The organism is Fulvimarina thalattae, from assembly GCF_040239565.1.
Classification (GTDB): domain Bacteria; phylum Pseudomonadota; class Alphaproteobacteria; order Rhizobiales; family Rhizobiaceae; genus Fulvimarina.
This window is the reverse complement of the sequence record NZ_JBEHWS010000004.1, coordinates 169,803-186,921: the sequence shown is the minus strand read 5'-3', so window position 1 is coordinate 186,921 and position 17,119 is coordinate 169,803. Positions and strand designations below refer to the sequence as shown.

Genomic DNA, 17,119 nt, shown 5'->3' with positions numbered 1-17,119 from the left:
GCCATGAGCGCGCTTCCGTCGAACGAAAAAGAGACCGTCACGCGGGGCGATGGGCGGATTGAAATCCGCAAGGAGATCGCCGCTCCCCGCAACACGGTTTGGCGTTGCCTGACGGAGCCGAACTGCCTGAAGTCCTGGTGGCACGACAATATCGAGTTCGAGCCGAAAGAGGGCGGGCGTTTTGTCGAGCCCTGGGTCGATCCAACCGGGAAGAACCGGATGACCAAGGCGCAGGTGACATCGTTTCATCCGCCCCACGGTTTCGTGATGGTTTGGGCCGACGAGGACTGGACCTTCGACACCGTGGTCTCCGTCAGTCTCGACGATACCGAGGCCGGCACCAAGGTGACGATCGAGCATCAAGGCTGGGAAAAGGCGCCCGAGGTCGATCGCTCGACACTGCTGCTCGACCATTCCGCAGGCTGGACCGCGCATCTCGGCAATCTCGCGACACATGCGGAAGGCCATGGCGACGGACCGGACGGTTCCGGCGGAAGGCACTGATCCGATGGAGAGCGCGACGCCCGAAAAGACCAGCGCGCTTCCACTCGAAATTCTCTGGCCGCTGAAATCTGCGGCCGAGGTTCAAAAAGACGACGTATAAGACCCTTCGGAGACGACCATGCCGATCAATGTGACGATGCCAGCCCTGTCTCCGACCATGGAAGAGGGCAATCTCGCCAAATGGCTGATCGCCGAGGGCGACAGCGTTTCGGCCGGCGACATCATCGCCGAGATCGAGACCGATAAGGCGACCATGGAAGTCGAGGCGGTCGACGAAGGCACGCTTGCCAAGATCGTCGTGCCCGGCGGCACCGAAGGTGTGAAGGTCAACGACGTCATCGCGATCCTCGCGGCAGAGGGCGAAGATGTCGACGAGGCCGCCAAGTCTGGTGGGGGTTCAGATCCCGCGCCCTCCGGCGACGATAAGGAAGGCGCGATGGCCGCCGACCCAGAAGCCGACAACGCCGCGAAAGGCAGCGAGGAAGACGCAAAGGACACCTCGAAGCGTGGCGATGCACGGCCCGAAGGTGGCACCGGCGGCGGCGAGATCAAGGAAGCGACGGAATCTGCCGGTCCTGCTCCGAAGACGGAGGATGGCGACCGCGTGTTCTCATCGCCGCTGGCCCGCCGTCTTGCCAAGGAAGCGGGGATCGATCTCGCGCAGGTCAAGGGCTCGGGTCCGCACGGCCGTGTGATAAAGGCCGATATCGAGAAGGCTGAAGAAAAGGGTGTCGGCAAGGCGGCGAGCGCCGACAAGCCGAAGGATGCACCCTCCGCCAAGCCCGAGGCCGCGCCGGCCGCCAAAGGTCCGAGCGACGACGCTATCCTCAAGATGTTCGAGGAAGGCTCCTACGAGAAAATCCCGCACGACGGCATGCGCAAGACGATCGCCAAGCGGCTCGTCGAATCCAAGCAGACCGTTCCGCACTTCTATCTCTCGGTTGACTGCGAACTCGATGCGCTGCTCGCGCTTCGCAAGCAGCTCAACGACGCCGCGCCAAAGACCAAGACCGATGACGGTGAGAAGCCGGCTTACAAGCTGTCGGTCAACGACATGGTCATCAAGGCGATGGCGCTGGCTCTGAAAGCTGTCCCGACCGCCAACGTTTCCTGGACGGACACGGCGATGCTCAAGCACAAGCACGCGGATGTCGGCGTCGCTGTCTCCATCGACGGCGGATTGATCACACCCATCATTCGCCGCGCCGAGGAGAAGACGCTGTCTACCATCTCGAACGAGATGAAGGACCTCGCAAAGCGCGCCCGTTCTCGTAAGCTCCAGCCGCAGGAATATCAGGGCGGCACCACGGCGGTCTCGAACCTCGGCATGTTCGGCATCAACAACTTCTCGGCGGTTATCAACCCGCCGCATGCGACGATCCTGGCGGTAGGCGCGGGTGAGGAGCGGGCGATCGTGAAGAATGGCGAGATAAAGGTCGCGACCCTGATGACCGTGACGCTTTCGACCGACCACCGCGCCGTGGACGGCGCGCTCGGTGCGGAACTGATTGCGGCATTCAAGCAGTACATCGAAAATCCGATGGGAATGCTGGTCTGACGGTAGCGTGATGAAAACGGTCCTCGCCTTCGGCGATTCCCTCACCTGGGGCTACGACCCGGAAACGATGCTGCGGCATGACTTCTTCGACCGGTGGCCCAATGTCGTCGGCAAGGCGCTTGGCCATAAGGTCCGGGTGATCAGCGAGGGCCTCAACGGGCGTACGACGGCGTTCGATGATCATCTTGTTCCGGCAGAACGCAACGGCGTGAAGATTCTGCCGACGCTGCTCGCCAGCCATCAGCCGCTCGACGTTGTCGTCATCATGCTTGGAACCAACGACCTCAAACGGAATACCGGCGGCGGACGCGTCTTTGAATCCCGGCAGGGGCTCGAACGGCTGATCGAGATCTGCCAGACCTTCCCCTATCAGCGGGGATACGTGCCGCCGAAGCTGCTGCTCGTCGCCCCGCCGCCGTTCTGCAGCACGACCGAGCCGGACTTCTCGCTGCTCTTCGGCCATGCGGTCGAGGAGTCGATACACTTCCGCTCCGCGATCACGAAGGTCGCGGAGGAATACGGGATCGCCATGTTCGACGCCGGCGAAGTCTGTGAGACTTCTCCTGTCGACGGGGTTCATCTCGATGCCCAGAACACCCGCCGGCTCGGTGAGGCGCTGATCGAGCCGATCAAGACACTGCTTGAACTCGAGGACTGAGTTTCGGCAGGCATGCCAATCAAAGGGCGGCTCTTCGATCGCCCGCAGAGACAAACGATCCGGGGAGACGACCCATGGCTGATACTTACGACGTTCTCGTCATCGGCGGCGGGCCTGGCGGCTATGTCGCCGCGATCCGCGCCGCGCAGCTCGGCTTCAAGACGGCGGTCGTCGAGCGTGAGCACCTCGGTGGCATCTGCCTCAACTGGGGCTGCATCCCCACCAAGGCTCTACTGCGGACGGCCGAGATCTTCCACTACGCCGAGAACGGCAAGAATTACGGTCTTCAGATCGACAAGCCGAAATTCGACATCGAGGCAGTGGTGAAACGCTCCCGCGGGGTTTCTGCGCAGCTCAACGGCGGCGTCGGCTATCTTATGAAGAAGAACAAGATCGACGTCATCTGGGGGCAGGCCAAAATCAAGAAGGCCGGAAAGAGCGGACCCGTCGAGGTCGAGGTCGGCAAGATGGAAAAGCCGATCGTCGAACCGCAGCATCCGGTGCCGAAGGGCACATTGGGCGAGGGCACTTACAAGGCCAAGCACGTCATCGTGGCGACAGGCGCTCGACCGCGCGTGCTGCCGGGAATTGAGCCCGATGGCGATCGCATCTGGACATATTTCGAGGCGATGAAACCGAAATCCATGCCCAAGAGCCTCATCGTCATGGGCTCGGGGGCAATCGGTATCGAGTTCGCGAGTTTCTACCGCACCATGGGCGCGGAGGTGACCGTCATCGAGCTTCTGCCGCAGATCCTGCCTGTCGAGGATGCCGAGGTTGCCAAGCTCGCCCGCAAGCAGTTCGAAAAGCAGGGCATGAAGATCATGACCGACGCGAAGGTCGCGAAGGTCGAAAAGGGCAAGGACGGTGTTACCGTCACGGTCGAGACCAAGGGCGGCAAGTCGGAAACGCTCAAGGCAGAGCGCCTGATCTCGGCGGTCGGCGTTCAAGGCAATATCGAAGGTCTCGGGCTCGAAGAGGCCGGAGTGAAGATCGAGAAGGGCATCGTCCAGACGGACGGTCTCGGCAAGACGGACGCGCCCGGCATCTATGCGATCGGCGATGTCGCCGGCCCGCCGATGCTCGCCCACAAGGCTGAGCATGAGGGCACGATCTGCGTCGAAGCCATCAAGGGGATGCATCCGCACCCGATGAAGAAAACCGAGATCCCGGGCTGCACCTACTGCCATCCGCAGATTGCCTCGGTCGGTCTGACAGAGGCGAAGGCCAAGGAAGCCGGACGCGAGGTGAAGGTCGGCAAGTTCAACTTCACCGGAAACGGCAAGGCCATCGCACTCGGCGAGCCGGACGGCATGGTGAAAACGGTATTCGACGCCAACACCGGCGAGCTTCTCGGAGCCCATATGGTGGGCGCGGAAGTGACCGAACTCATCCAGGGCTTCGTGATCGCGATCGGGCTGGAGACGACGGAAGAAGAGCTCTTCCACACCTGTTTCCCGCATCCAACCCTATCGGAAATGATGCACGAGGCTTCGCTCGACGCTTACGGCCGCGTCATCCACCAGTAGGCGGTAAACCAAGCTGTTTGGAAATTGTGGTGGATGTCTTGTCTCACGCCACAATTACCTATCTGCCTTGCGGGACAGTAACAGCAGTATAAGGAGCTTACCAATGGGTTGGTTAGCAGCAATTATCGTCGGCGGTCTTGCCGGATGGCTCGCCGAAAAAGTCATGGGCAGCGACATGGGGCTGGTCATGAACATCATCCTCGGCATTGTCGGGGCGATCGTTCTCAGCCTCCTGCTTCAGTTGACGGGCCTCGGGGTCGGCGCAGGCGCATCTTTCTCGTTCGCCTACCTCATCACCGGCTTCGTCGGTGCCTGCCTTCTCATCTTCATTTTCCGTCTGGTTCGCCGCTGACGCGACCGGTTGGCCGATTGCGCCGAGCGCTGGCAGAGCTTAGATATCAAGCATGGTTACGGTGCTCGACAATCGCGCCGAGATCGAGGCGAAACCTCGGTTGAGGCATCCCGAAAAGGCTCATCGGCCGGATACGGCCGCGAGCCCCCCGAAGCCGGACTGGATCCGGGTTCGGGCACCCGTCGGTAAGGGATTCCAGGAAACCCGCGACATCGCCCGCTCGAACGGTCTCGTGACCGTCTGCGAGGAAGCAGGTTGCCCGAATATCGGCGAGTGCTGGGACAAGAAGCACGCGACGTTTATGATCATGGGCGGGATCTGCACCCGCGCCTGTTCGTTCTGCAACGTCGCCACCGGCATGCCTCACAAGCTGGATGACAACGAACCCGAAAGCGTCGGTCGCGCCGTCGCGAAGATGGGGCTGAACCACGTCGTTATTACCTCGGTTGATCGGGACGATCTCGACGATGGCGGCGCGGAGCATTTCGTGCGGACAATCCAGGCGATCCGCGCGGCAGCGCCGGGGACGACGATCGAAATTCTGACGCCGGATTTCCTGCGCAAGCCGGGCGCGCTGGAAACGGTGGTTGCGGCCAAGCCCGACGTCTTCAACCATAATCTCGAAACCGTGCCCTCGAAGTATCTGACCGTGAGGCCGGGCGCGCGATATTTCCATTCGATCCGCCTTTTGCAGCGGGTGAAGGAGCTTGATCCGGAAATCTTCACCAAGTCCGGCATCATGGTCGGCCTTGGCGAAGAGCGGAACGAGGTCATTCAGCTGATGGACGATCTGCGCAGCGCCGATGTCGATTTCCTCACCATCGGCCAGTACCTTCAGCCGACGAAGAAGCACCACGCAGTGATCCGCTACGTGACGCCCGACGAGTTCCGCTCTTTCGAGACGATCGCGCTCGCCAAGGGTTTTTACGTGGTCTCGGCGAGCCCGCTGACGCGTTCCTCGCATCATGCCGGGGAGGACTTCGAGCGGCTGAAAGCCGCGCGGCTGGCGAAATCGAACGCAGCATGATCGGGTCCGATGCCGCAATTTGAATCGACACGCCGTGTCGGCCATAGCGCCGACGAAATGTTCGACCTGGTCGCCGACGTCGAGAAATATCCGCAGTTCCTGCCGCTCTGCAAAAGCCTGAACGTCCGCACGCGGCGCGAAAAGGAGGGTAAGACCCTGCTCGTCGCCGACATGACCGTCGCCTACAAGATGGTGCGCGAGACCTTTACGAGTCAGGTTCTTCTGAAGCCGGAAGAGCGGCGGATCGACGTGAAATATGTCGATGGGCCGTTCCGCTATCTCGACAATCGCTGGACTTTCGAGCCGATCGGCGAGAACGAATGCGACGTGCACTTTTTCATCGACTACGAATTCAAGAGCCGAACCTTGAGTATGCTCATGGGCTCGATGTTCGACTATGCCTTCCGGCGTTTTGCCAAAGCGTTCGAGGAGCGGGCGGACGAGGTTTACGGCACGCGGTCGTCGTGATCCGCCGCTATCGCGCCGCCTGAGCTTCTTCTGCCGCGTCGAGCAGCATTCGTAGCGCTGTTTCGACGCTTCTCGATCGGATTTGGACGCGGCCGATATCTCCGAAGCGCTGTTCTCTGTGTGTCGTTCCGCCTGGCGAAGCGCAGGCGAAGTGGACAAGGCCTACAGGTTTGGCTTCGCTTCCGCCGCCCGGTCCCGCAATGCCGGTGATGGAAACGGCGACTTTTCCCATCGAACGCCGGACGCCGCCTTCCGCCATCTGCCGCGCGACAGGTTCCGAAACGGCGCCATGGGTTTCTAGGGTCGAGAGATCGACGCCGACAAGCTCGATCTTGGCCTCGTTGGAGTAGGTGACAAAGCCGCGGTCGAGCACCGCGGAGGAGCCCGCTACATCGGTGATCGCTGCAGCGACCATGCCGCCGGTACAGGACTCCACCGTCGCGAGCTTCAGCCCAGCTGCCGCATATCTTTCGACTACCTCTCTCGCGAGACTTTCGATTGCGTCCCGCTCTGCGCTCACGACTTTTCTCCGTAGACGACCGACGCTGTCGCAATCGCTGCGATCCCCTCCCTGCGCCCAACAAAGCCGATCGTCTCGTTCGTGGTCGCCTTCACGGAGACGCGGTCCATCTCGATCGCCAGACAATCGGCGATCGCCTTGCGCATTGCGTCACGGTGTGGCGCGATCTTCGGCGCTTCGCAGATCAGCGAGATGTCTGCATTCATGATGCGTCCGCCGTTGCCGTCGACGATGTCGCGCGCGGCAGAAAGAAAGATGTGCGAGGCGGCGCCCTTCCATTGCGGATCGCTTGGCGGGAAATGGTCGCCGATATCACCGGCGCCACAGGTTGCGAGCAGCGCATCCGTCAGGGCGTGAAAACCGACATCGGCATCCGAATGACCGGATAGCGTCTGATCATGGGGAATTCTCACGCCGCAAAGCGTGACATGATCGCCTTCGACCAGCTTGTGGACGTCGTAGCCGTTGCCGGTCCTTACATCGATCATCCGGTTTTCTCCCTTCAAACGCCTGTCCGCGAGTTCGAGATCGCGTGCGCTGGTGAGTTTCACGTTATCGGGTTCGCCTTCGACCATCGCAACAGGAATTCCCGCCCATTCGGCGATTGAGGCGTCGTCGGTGAATTCAACGCCCGTTTCGACGGCCGCTCTGTCGTGGGCGTCCATGATCAGCCGGTAGGGAAAGCCTTGTGGTGTCTGGGCGGCATAGATTTCGGAGCGGTCCACTGTGGTGACTACGTGTCCGTCAGTGCCTTTCTTCAGCGTATCCGCGACGGCGACGACGGGAAGAGACCCGACTCCACCGCTTATCGCTTCCGCGACCCGCGTAAGCAGGTTTGCTGATGCGAATGGGCGCACCGCGTCATGGATCATCACTTTCTCGACTGTGCTTTCCGCCAGTGCCAGAAGGCCAGCGCGAACCGATGCCTGTCGTGTCGCCCCTCCGTTGACGATGCGGACGTCCTCGACCCCATTGAGCTTCGCGGTAATTTCCGCAACACGCTCGCTATCGTCGGGATTTGCGACGAGCACGACGGACCCGACAGCAGGATGTTGGAGAAAAAGTTCGAGCGTTCTTTCCAGAACCGGCTTACCGCCGATGCGGCGAAACTGTTTCGCTCCGTCTGGATGGCCGCCCGCGCGAACACCCCGCCCGCTCGCGACGATAATTGCTGCCAGTCTTGGGGCGGTCATGAACTCAAGCCTGCCTCTTATGGAAGTAAGGAACGAAAGCGTCGTCCGACACCGAACCGAATGCCCACGAAATAGCCATGCGTCAACGGAATGGCAGGTCTTCTGAATTTCTGGGCGGTTTCAAAGGTTGTCATTTGATATTCGGCGTTCTACGACGATCTGAGTGATCAAAAACGCGACAGATTCGTTGTGTGCGACTTTAATGGGCTTCAGGAAAGCATGACTCCCGATATTCGCTCTCCGATCCTTGTCGACCGTTTGGAACTTCCCAACCGGGCTTTTGCCGCTCCGCTTTCTGGGATTTCAGACGTGCCGTTCCGCCGGCTGGCCAGACGGTTCGGCGCCGGCCTCGTCGTGTCGGAAATGGTCGCGAGCGGCGAGTTCGTCAAAGGCGCCGAGGAGGGCAAGCTCCGCGCACTTCGCGACGGCCCCGGCATTCACACCGTCCAGCTCGCAGGTCGTGATCCGGTGTGGATGGAAGAGGCGGCCCGCAAGCTGGCCGACGAAGGCGTAGACCTCATCGACATCAATATGGGCTGCCCGGCCAAGAAGGTCGTTGGTGGTCTTTCAGGTTCGGCACTGATGCGTGAGCCCGAGCTTGCTTTGAGGATCGTCGAGGCAACGGTTCGTGGCGCCGGCAACGTGCCGGTGTCGTTGAAGATGCGGCTCGGCTGGTGCCGTGACACACTGAATGCGGCCGAGATCGCCGGGAAGGCCGAGGCCGCGGGCGTGAAGATGGTGACGGTACACGGCCGCACCCGCGCCGATTTCTACGACGGCATCGCCGACTGGCGGGCGATTCGTGAAGTGAAGGCACAGGTGACGATTCCTGTGGTCGCCAATGGCGATCTCACCCGCGGCAGTCAGCTCCCCGAAATGCTCTCTCAGAGCGCCGCCGATGCCGTCATGACTGGGCGTGGTATGCAAGGCCGACCCTGGCTTGCCGGGCTCCTCGGCGGATGTGTGACGATCGACCAGCTTGCGGCGATCGACGCCGCATCCTTTGTCGGCGAGCACTATGAGGCGATGCTCTCGCATTACGGTTTGGCGACGGGCGTTCGCCACGCGCGCAAGCACCTTGGCTGGTATTTCGACCGCACTGTCTCTCCGTCAAATCTGAAGGCAAAGCTGATGCGTGACACCGATCCACGCGCGGTGATCGAACAGATCAAATCGGTCTTTTCCGGGCTCTCGCTGGCCGATCTCGAAGCCCGCGCACTCACCGACCAAAAGACCTATGCGAAGGCGGCCTGACCCGTGAGCAATATGTCGAGCCGCAAGCCCGCACCCGATGCCCTGAGCATTCTTGGAGGACTGCCCCATCCGGTGATCGTCTGTGACGACCGCGGATATTTCCATTATGCCAATTCGGACGCCGAACAGTTCTTCTCGGCGAGCCTTCCCTATCTTGTGCGCCGCCGGCTCCAGGATTTCGTCCCGATAGACAGCCCGCTGTTCTCGCTGATTCAGAAGGCGCTCGACGAGCAGGCGCGCTTCAGCGAATACCGGGTCGATCTCTCGTCACCGCGCCTCGGAGACGAGAGGGTGGTCGACCTCTATGTCTCGACCGTTCCCGATCATCCCGAGCTTGTCGTGGTTATGATCCAGCTGAGGTCGATCGCCGAGAAGATGGATCGCCAGCTGACGCATCGTTCGGCAGCGCGCACGGTGACCGGCCTTGCGGCGATGTTGGCGCACGAAATCCGCAATCCGATCTCCGGCATCAAGGGCGCGGCGCAGCTATTGGCGAGCGACGCCTCGGACGAGGACCGGGCGCTGACGCGTATCATCCAGGAAGAGAGCGACCGCATCGTGAAGCTTGTGGACCGGATGGAGGTGTTCTCCGATCAGCGTCCGATCGAGCGCTCGGCGGTCAACATCCATTCCGTGCTCGAATATGTGAAGACGATCGCGGCGAATGGCGTCGCGCGCGATATTCCGATTGTCGAACTCTATGATCCTTCGCTGCCGCCGGTCTTTGCCAATCGCGACCAGCTGGTGCAGGTGTTCCTGAACCTTTTGAAGAACGCCGCTGAGGCGGTGTCTCAAAACGAATCGCCGGAGATCAAGCTGACGACAGCCTTCCGCCCGGGCGTGAGGCTGACGATTCCCGGAACGCGCGATCGGGTTTCTCTGCCTCTGGAGTTTACGGTCGAGGACAACGGCCCCGGCGTTCCGGACGACATCCGCCAGAACATCTTCGACCCGTTCGTGACGACCAAGCCGTCCGGCTCCGGTCTCGGGCTTGCACTTGTCGCCAAGATCATCGGCGACCACGGCGGTGTCATCGAATGCGATTCCCAGCCCGGCCAGACGATCTTTCGTGTCTTGATGCCGGCCTGGAAGAAGCAGTTCGAGGACGCCAACCCATCTGAATACCCGCGCGCGATGACGCGGCCCGCCTCCACCGAGGCGAAAACGGAATAAGCCCATGGTTCAGCAAATTCTCATCGCCGACGACGACGCCGCGATCCGCACAGTGGTTTCCCAGGCCATGATGCGCGCAGGGTTCGAGGTGCGCGCCACATCGAACATCGCAACCCTCTGGCGCTGGATTTCGAGCGGCGAGGGCGATCTCGTCGTTACCGACGTCCTCATGCCGGACGGCAACGTCTTCGATTCCATGCCGAAGATGAAGAACTCGCGGCCCGATCTGCCGATCATCGTTATGAGCGCGCAGAACACGTTCATGACCGCGGTCAAGGCATCGGAGAAGGGTGCCTACGACTACGTCCCGAAGCCGTTCGATCTTGCAGAACTCGTTGGCGTCGTACGCCGCGCTCTTTCGGAGCCCAAGAAGGATGCCGCGCGTCTCGCCCAGGAGGAGAACGGCGAGTCGATGCCGCTCGTCGGGCGCTCGCCGGCCATGCAGGACATCTATCGCGCGCTGGCGCGGATGATGCAGACCGACCTGACGGTGACGATCACCGGCGAGTCGGGCACCGGCAAGGAGCTGGTTGCGCGCGCACTGCATGACTATGGCCGGCGCAAGAAGGGGCCATTCGTCGCGATCAACATGGCCGCGATCCCGCGCGAACTGATCGAATCTGAACTCTTCGGCCACGAGAAGGGCGCGTTCACTGGCGCCCAAGCCCGCTCGACCGGGCGCTTCGAGCAGGCCGAGGGCGGAACGCTCTTTCTCGACGAGATCGGCGACATGCCGATGGAAGCCCAGACGCGGCTCCTGCGTGTCCTGCAGCAGGGCGAATATACGACCGTGGGCGGCAGAACCCCGATTGCCTCGGATGTTCGCATCGTCGCTGCGACGAACAAGGATCTGCGGCAGTCGATATCGCGCGGTCTATTCCGCGAGGACCTGTTCTATCGCCTCAACGTCGTGCCTCTGCGGCTTCCGCCCCTGCGCGAGCGTCTTGAGGACCTGCCTGATCTGGCGGCGCATTTCTTCGCCCAGGCGGCGAAAGAGGGTCTGCCGCGCAAGATGTTGACGACGGGCGCGCTCGAAGTCATGCGCCAGTACAATTGGCCGGGTAACGTGCGCGAACTGGAAAATCTGATCCGGCGGTTCTGCGCGCTTTACCCGCAGGACGAAATCACGGCAGAACTGGTCGAAAGCGAACTTGCTAACGACGTCATGCAGTTCGGGAGCTCCGATGATAACGGGTCGGGGCCGGTTGATCTCAGCCAGGCGACAGAGCGCTATCTGGCGGATTACTTTTCCAGCTTCGGCGATGCGCTTCCCCCTCCGGGACTGCACGCCCGCATCGTGCGGGAGGTTGAATATCCGTTGATCGCCGCTGCCCTCGCGGCGACCCGCGGCAATCAGGTGAAGGCGGCAGACCTTCTCGGTCTCAACCGCAATACCCTGCGAAAGAAGATCCGCGATCTCGATATCTCGATCGTTCGCTCGATCCGCTGATCGCGATTGCGACTGGCAGACTTAATGGCGAACAGCCGGGTTTCTCCTGCCTAGCTGCGAATTGAATTCGCCACGTATTGCTCGAACGCACTTCGGAGCATTGCGGTCCACTGACGCGGGCCTCATGAACCTCTGATTTTGCAGGCCTTCCGCTCCGCTTCCCTAACGGAAAAATTTTTGAGTTGCATTTTTGACACAATGCGTATCTCTACAGAGCCGAGAGGTACCTAGCGAGTCATGACAAGCGAACCCATCGATACGGCTCAGAGCGGCCCGTTCCTACTGGAACGGCGCCGGTTCATGCTCGTGCCCGGTCTGCTTGCCGTCTGCGGTGCTCTCGTCTGCGGCGGTATTTCCTTCGTCGTCTTGATGGGACTGACGCCGATTGCGCCGACGGATGCGGTCGTCACTGTCGCGACGGCGGTCAACGGTGTCTTCGTCCTACTGCTCGCCGGTCTCATTTGGCGAGAGGCCGCGCGCATGTTCCGCGCCCGCCGCCAGGGCAGGGCCGCCTCGCGGCTTCACGTGCGCATCGTGCTTCTGTTTTCGATTGTCGCGGCGATCCCCGCGATCCTTGTCGCGATCGTCGCTTCCATCACCCTCGATCTTGGTCTCGACCGCTGGTTCGAGATGCGGACCCGGGCCATCGTCGACTCCTCGATCAACGTTGCCCGCGCTTACGTCAACGAAAACGCCCGGAACCTGCAGGGCTCGACGCTTTCGATGGCGTACGATCTCGATCAGCAACGGCGGCTCTACGATCTCGATCCGCGCGGCTTCGAGAATTTCATGACCGAGCAGGCGCGGGGCCGTTCGCTTCTCGGCGCCCAGCTGATCGGCGAGGACAAGGAGCCGTTCCTGACGGCTGATGTCGAGACAGACCAGCCGCTTCCCGTGCCGCCAAACGATGCCATGCAGCAGGCGATCGACGGCAATCTCGTCTTCATCCCGCCGGGCGTTACCAACCTCGTGGGAGCGATCATCAAGCTGAGGCATCTACCGAACGCCTATCTCTACACCGTGAGAGCCGTCGATCCGCAGGTTCTGGCCGCGCTTCGGCTGATGGAAGAGCGTTCGGCAGAATATCAGAGCCTGCAGGATAACCGTTTTGGCCTTCAGCTAGCGTTCGCACTTCTCTATCTCGGGATTGCGCTCATCGTACTGCTTTCTGCGATCTGGACAGGTATCGGCGTTGCGGACCGGCTGGTGCGCCCGATCCGGCTGCTGATGAGCGCCGCCGACGAGGTTTCCCGCGGCAATCTTTCCGTATCGGTGCCGGTGCGGGCATCCGACGGCGATGTCGGCTCTCTGTCGAGCACCTTCAACAACATGACGCGGCAGCTGCAGAGCCAGCGTTCCGAACTGGTGAATGCGCGCGATACGATCGATGAGCGTCGGCGCTTCATCGAGGCGGTGCTCTCCGGCGTGACTGTCGGCGTCATCGGCGTTTCGCCGGAGGGGGCGGTCTCGATGTTGAATCCGTCCGCGGAGCGTATCCTCGGCACGGATTCCCGCTCCATTGTGGGCGTCCAACTCCGTACGGCCTTCCCGGCCTTCGCAGCCATTCACGACGCGGCTGCTGCCTCGCATCGCTCCGAATATCAGGAAGAGATTCGCCTCCGCATCCGGGATCGCGAGCGCACCCTTGCTGTGCGGATCACGAGCGCAGAGAAGAGCGGGGATGCCCAGTCGAGCGTTGTCACCATCGACGACATCACCGATCTCGTCGACGCACAGCGCTCTTCCGCCTGGGCCGATGTCGCGCGCCGCATTGCGCACGAGATCAAGAACCCGCTGACGCCGATCCAGCTTTCCGCCGAACGCATCCGTCGGCGCTACGGCAAGCGGATCGAGGATGATCGTGAAGTGTTCGATCGCTGCGTCGATACGATCGTGCGGCAGGTCTCCGATATCGGTCGCATGGTTGACGAGTTCTCGAACTTCGCGCGCATGCCGAAGCCGACCATGGAACCCACCGATCTACGCGACGTGATCAAGGAAGCGATCTTCACGCGGGAGATGGGTGACCACGGAGTGACCTTCGAGAAAGACATTCCCGACAAGCCGCTGACGGGCTCTTACGATACACGGCTTCTTGGTCAGGCCTTCGGAAATCTGGTGAAGAACGCCGTGGAAGCCCTTGAAGGGGCTGGTATAACTGACGGGCGGATCATCGTGCGGGCTCGCCCCGGCGAGCGCCATCACGAGGTTTCTATCATCGATAACGGACATGGTTTTCCGCATGATGATCGAGATCGCTTGTTGGAGCCCTATATGACGACGCGCGAAAAAGGCACGGGGTTGGGGCTCGCCATCGTTCGCAAGATTATCGAAGAACACGGCGGCACGATCGCGCTCGAGGACGCGCCCGATCAGCCGTCGGGCGCGATGGTGCGGGTTACCCTGCCAGCGGGCAACAAAGACATTGACGACCTGAACGGTTAGAGAGGCGACATACGCTATGGCATCGGACATTCTGATCGTCGACGACGAAGCCGATATTCGCGATCTGGTTGCGGGCATTCTGGAGGACGAGGGGCACGAAACCCGCACGGCCGGCAATGCCGACCTTGCGCTTCAATCGATCGCCGATCGCGCGCCGCAGCTGATTTTTCTCGACATCTGGCTTCAGGGAAGCCGGATCGACGGGCTCGATCTTCTGGACATGATCAAGTCGCAGCATCCCGAAGTGCCGGTGGTCATGATTTCGGGTCACGGCAATATCGAGACAGCGGTCTCGGCCATTCGGCGGGGCGCTTACGACTATATCGAAAAACCCTTCAAGGCCGACCGGCTCGTGCTCATCGCCGAGCGCGCGCTGGAGACCTCCAAGCTGAAACGCGAGGTCGTCGAATTGCGCCGCAAGTCGACCGACTTCACCGAGCTTCTCGGCAAGTCCCAGCCGATGAACCAGCTGCGCACGGTCATCGAACGTGTTGCGCCGACAAACAGCCGCATCATGATTCTCGGGCCGTCCGGCTCGGGTAAGGAGATGGTTGCCCGTGCGATCCATACGGCGTCGCACCGCTCAGACGGGCCCTTCATCGCCATCAATGCCGCCGCGATCACACCGGAGCGGATGGAGATCGAGCTCTTCGGCAACGAAACGCCGCCTGGCGTCGAGCGAAAGATCGGCGCACTGGAGCAGGCCCATCGCGGCACGCTTTATCTCGACGAAATCGCCGACATGCCGCGTGAGACACAGAACAAGATCCTGCGTGTCCTTACCGAGCAGTCCTTCGAGCGAGTCGACGGCACCAAGAAAGTGAAGGTCGATGTGAGGATCATTTCCTCGACGGCGCAGAACCTGGAATCATCAATTGCCGAGGGTGTCTTCCGCGAGGATCTCTACCATCGCCTCGCAGTCGTCCCGATCAGCGTGCCGCCGCTCTCGCAGCGCCGTCAGGATATTCCGCTGCTGATAGAGGCCTTCATGAAGCAACTGAGCGAGCAGACCGGCATCAAGCCGAAACAGCTGAGCCCCGAGGCGCTGGCCGTGCTGCAATCCTCAGAGTGGCCGGGCAATATCCGCCAGCTGCGCAACAATATCGAGCGCCTGATGATCCTGTCGCGGGAAGGCGACGATGAGGATACGATCTCGGCCGATATGCTGCCCTCCGAGGTTGGCGACATGTTGCCCCAGACGCCGAGCCAGTCGAACGGCCAGATTCTGGCGTTGCCGCTTCGTGATGCGCGCGAGGTTTTCGAGAAGGAATATCTCGTCGCGCAGATCAGCAGGTTCGGCGGCAATATCTCGCGCACGGCCGAATTCGTCGGCATGGAGCGCTCGGCACTGCATCGTAAGCTGAAATCGCTTGGAATCTGACACCTGAAATGGCGTCGCAGAGCGAAGCGTTTCGGTGCCTTTGCGCTCGACCTTCGGAGAGGATAGAGCAAGGCCGGAACTTGAGTTTTGAGGGCGTGCGCAAATGCGAGTCGTAATCTGCGGGGCCGGGCAGGTCGGCTACGGTATCGCCGAACGTCTCGCCTCCGAGCGCAATGATGTCTCCGTCATCGACACGTCGCCGACGCTGGTTCAGGCTATCCGCGACAATCTGGATGCACGGGGCTTCGTCGGCCATGGCGCCCACCCGGACGTTCTCGCTGAGGCCGGGGCCGAACAGGCGGACATGATCATCGCCGTGACGCTGCACGACGAGGTCAACATGGTGGCCTGCCAGGTCGCCCATTCGCTCTTCAACATCCCGACGAAACTCGCTCGTATTCGCGCCCAGAGTTACCTCCAGTCTCACTGGCAGGACCTTTTCTCGACCGACAACATGCCAATCGACGTGATCATCTCGCCGGAGATCGAGGTTGGCGAGATGGTGCTGCGCCGTATTGCACTGCCGGGCGCCATGGATGCCGTGCGCTTTGCCGATAATTCGATTGCCATGATCGCGATCGAATGCCGCGAGGACTGTCCGGTGGTGAATACGCCGCTGGGACAGTTGACCGACCTTTTCCCTGACCTCAACGCAACTGTCGTCGGTATCCTTCGAGGGAACGGTCTCTTCATTCCGTCCTCGACCGACCAGATGGTTGCCGGCGACGTCGCATACGTCGTGGTCGAACGTGCCCACGTGAAACGTACCCTCGGCCTGTTCGGCCATGTGGAGCCGGAGGCGACGCGGATCGTGATCGTCGGCGGCGGCAATATCGGCCTTTATGTCGCCGGCGAGATGGAGCGGCGGAACCTGCGTGCCAAGCTCCGCGTGATTGAAGCGAACCGCGACCGCGCCGTGACGATCGCCGATCAGCTGAAGCGGACGATCGTCCTGCATGGCTCGGGCCTTGACCAGAACCTCTTGCGCGAAGCGGATATCGAGGAAAGCGATCTCATCGTGTCCCTCACCAATGACGACAAGGTGAACGTGCTCGCCAGCGTCATGGGCAAACGTCTCGGCTGTCACGGCAATCTCGCGCTGCTCAACGATGCTGACTTCCAGGGGCTAACCCGGCCGCTGGAGATAGACGCTTTCATCAACCCGAAATCCGTGACCATTTCGCGCGTCCTCCAGCATGTGCGACGAGGCCGCATCCGCGCTGTTCATTCGATCCAGAACGGCCTAGCCGAGGCGATTGAGGCCGAGGCGCTGGAAACATCTCCGATCGTCGGCGTGCCCTTGCGCGAGCTGGACCTGCCGGAAAACCTGCGGATCGGCTCGATTTATCGCGGTGGCAGCTACGTCAAACCGACTGGCTCGACCAAAATCCGCGCAAAAGACCGCGTCGTGATCTTCGCCAAATCCGGTGCCGTGCGCAAAGTCGAGCAGATGTTCCGAGTGAGTCTCGAATTCTTCTGATGCCGAATGGCCGAATTCTAAGGGATGCACAGCCCTTCCCGTAATGCTGGTCGGCGGAAAATGCCGGTCGAGTTCTCAACTCGCAGGATAGCCCTTCTGGCGTGTTTCCGCGTTCGCTCTTATTTGC

General features: G+C 61.3%; 15 protein-coding genes. 13 read left to right on the top strand and 2 right to left on the bottom strand.

Annotated features, from left to right (window positions below; translation table 11 throughout):
* Positions 1 to 3 precede the first annotated feature (3 nt).
* From ABRA89_RS07305 to ABRA89_RS07275, 7 genes are all read left to right on the top strand, one after another.
* Complete coding sequence (locus ABRA89_RS07305; protein WP_349940791.1) at positions 4 to 504, top strand: SRPBCC family protein; 501 nt, start codon at positions 4 to 6, stop codon at positions 502 to 504.
* Between the two features lie 118 nt (positions 505 to 622).
* Positions 623 to 2,062 carry a pyruvate dehydrogenase complex dihydrolipoamide acetyltransferase gene (locus ABRA89_RS07300; protein ID WP_349940790.1) on the top strand — a complete coding sequence of 480 codons (1,440 nt, stop codon included), beginning with the start codon at positions 623 to 625 and terminating at the stop codon, positions 2,060 to 2,062.
* Positions 2,063 to 2,072: 10 nt separating this feature from the next.
* Positions 2,073 to 2,720 (top strand): SGNH/GDSL hydrolase family protein, encoded by a 648-nt coding sequence (locus ABRA89_RS07295; RefSeq protein ID WP_349940789.1) that lies wholly within the window; start codon positions 2,073 to 2,075, stop codon positions 2,718 to 2,720.
* Between the two features lie 74 nt (positions 2,721 to 2,794).
* Positions 2,795 to 4,249 carry a dihydrolipoyl dehydrogenase gene (gene lpdA / locus ABRA89_RS07290; protein ID WP_349940788.1) on the top strand — a complete coding sequence of 485 codons (1,455 nt, stop codon included), beginning with the start codon at positions 2,795 to 2,797 and terminating at the stop codon, positions 4,247 to 4,249.
* 103 nt (positions 4,250 to 4,352) lie between these two features.
* Positions 4,353 to 4,601 carry a GlsB/YeaQ/YmgE family stress response membrane protein gene (locus ABRA89_RS07285; protein WP_349940787.1) on the top strand — a complete coding sequence of 83 codons (249 nt, stop codon included), beginning with the start codon at positions 4,353 to 4,355 and terminating at the stop codon, positions 4,599 to 4,601.
* A gap of 52 nt (positions 4,602 to 4,653) precedes the next feature.
* Positions 4,654 to 5,628 (top strand): lipoyl synthase, encoded by a 975-nt coding sequence (gene lipA / locus ABRA89_RS07280; protein ID WP_349940786.1) that lies wholly within the window; start codon positions 4,654 to 4,656, stop codon positions 5,626 to 5,628.
* 9 nt (positions 5,629 to 5,637) lie between these two features.
* The gene (locus tag ABRA89_RS07275; RefSeq protein ID WP_349940785.1) at positions 5,638 to 6,096 is read left to right on the top strand and encodes a type II toxin-antitoxin system RatA family toxin; all 459 of its coding nucleotides are present in this window, start codon (positions 5,638 to 5,640) and stop codon (positions 6,094 to 6,096) included.
* A 7-nt stretch (positions 6,097 to 6,103) separates the two neighbouring features.
* Here ABRA89_RS07275 and ABRA89_RS07270 read toward each other — a convergent pair whose 3' ends face one another.
* Positions 6,104 to 6,616 carry a CinA family protein gene (locus tag ABRA89_RS07270; protein WP_463671263.1) on the bottom strand — a complete coding sequence of 171 codons (513 nt, stop codon included), beginning with the start codon at positions 6,614 to 6,616 and terminating at the stop codon, positions 6,104 to 6,106.
* Entirely contained in the window at positions 6,613 to 7,809 is a 1,197-nt protein-coding gene (locus tag ABRA89_RS07265) for a bifunctional 2-C-methyl-D-erythritol 4-phosphate cytidylyltransferase/2-C-methyl-D-erythritol 2,4-cyclodiphosphate synthase (protein WP_349940784.1), read from the bottom strand. Before ABRA89_RS07265 ends, ABRA89_RS07270 begins: the two co-directional genes overlap by 4 nt.
* 219 nt (positions 7,810 to 8,028) lie before the next feature.
* Here ABRA89_RS07265 and dusB point away from each other — a divergent pair, with 219 nt between their 5' ends.
* The 6 genes from dusB to trkA all read left to right on the top strand — a co-directional run bounded on the left by dusB (position 8,029) and on the right by trkA (position 16,992).
* A complete protein-coding gene (gene dusB, locus ABRA89_RS07260; protein ID WP_349940783.1) occupies positions 8,029 to 9,063 on the top strand; it encodes a tRNA dihydrouridine synthase DusB in 1,035 nt (344 codons plus the stop codon).
* Positions 9,064 to 9,075: 12 nt separating this feature from the next.
* Positions 9,076 to 10,236 (top strand): two-component system sensor histidine kinase NtrB, encoded by a 1,161-nt coding sequence (locus ABRA89_RS07255; protein WP_349940915.1) that lies wholly within the window; start codon positions 9,076 to 9,078, stop codon positions 10,234 to 10,236.
* 4 nt (positions 10,237 to 10,240) lie between these two features.
* Positions 10,241 to 11,686: a nitrogen regulation protein NR(I) gene (gene ntrC, locus ABRA89_RS07250; protein ID WP_349940782.1), complete on the top strand. Its 1,446-nt coding sequence runs from the start codon at positions 10,241 to 10,243 to the stop codon at positions 11,684 to 11,686.
* A 237-nt stretch (positions 11,687 to 11,923) separates the two neighbouring features.
* Positions 11,924 to 14,131 carry a sensor histidine kinase NtrY-like gene (locus ABRA89_RS07245; RefSeq protein ID WP_349940781.1) on the top strand — a complete coding sequence of 736 codons (2,208 nt, stop codon included), beginning with the start codon at positions 11,924 to 11,926 and terminating at the stop codon, positions 14,129 to 14,131.
* Between the two features lie 16 nt (positions 14,132 to 14,147).
* Positions 14,148 to 15,512 carry a nitrogen assimilation response regulator NtrX gene (ntrX, locus tag ABRA89_RS07240; RefSeq protein ID WP_349940780.1) on the top strand — a complete coding sequence of 455 codons (1,365 nt, stop codon included), beginning with the start codon at positions 14,148 to 14,150 and terminating at the stop codon, positions 15,510 to 15,512.
* Between the two features lie 103 nt (positions 15,513 to 15,615).
* Positions 15,616 to 16,992: a Trk system potassium transporter TrkA gene (trkA, locus tag ABRA89_RS07235; RefSeq protein ID WP_349940779.1), complete on the top strand. Its 1,377-nt coding sequence runs from the start codon at positions 15,616 to 15,618 to the stop codon at positions 16,990 to 16,992.
* Positions 16,993 to 17,119 lie beyond the last annotated feature (127 nt).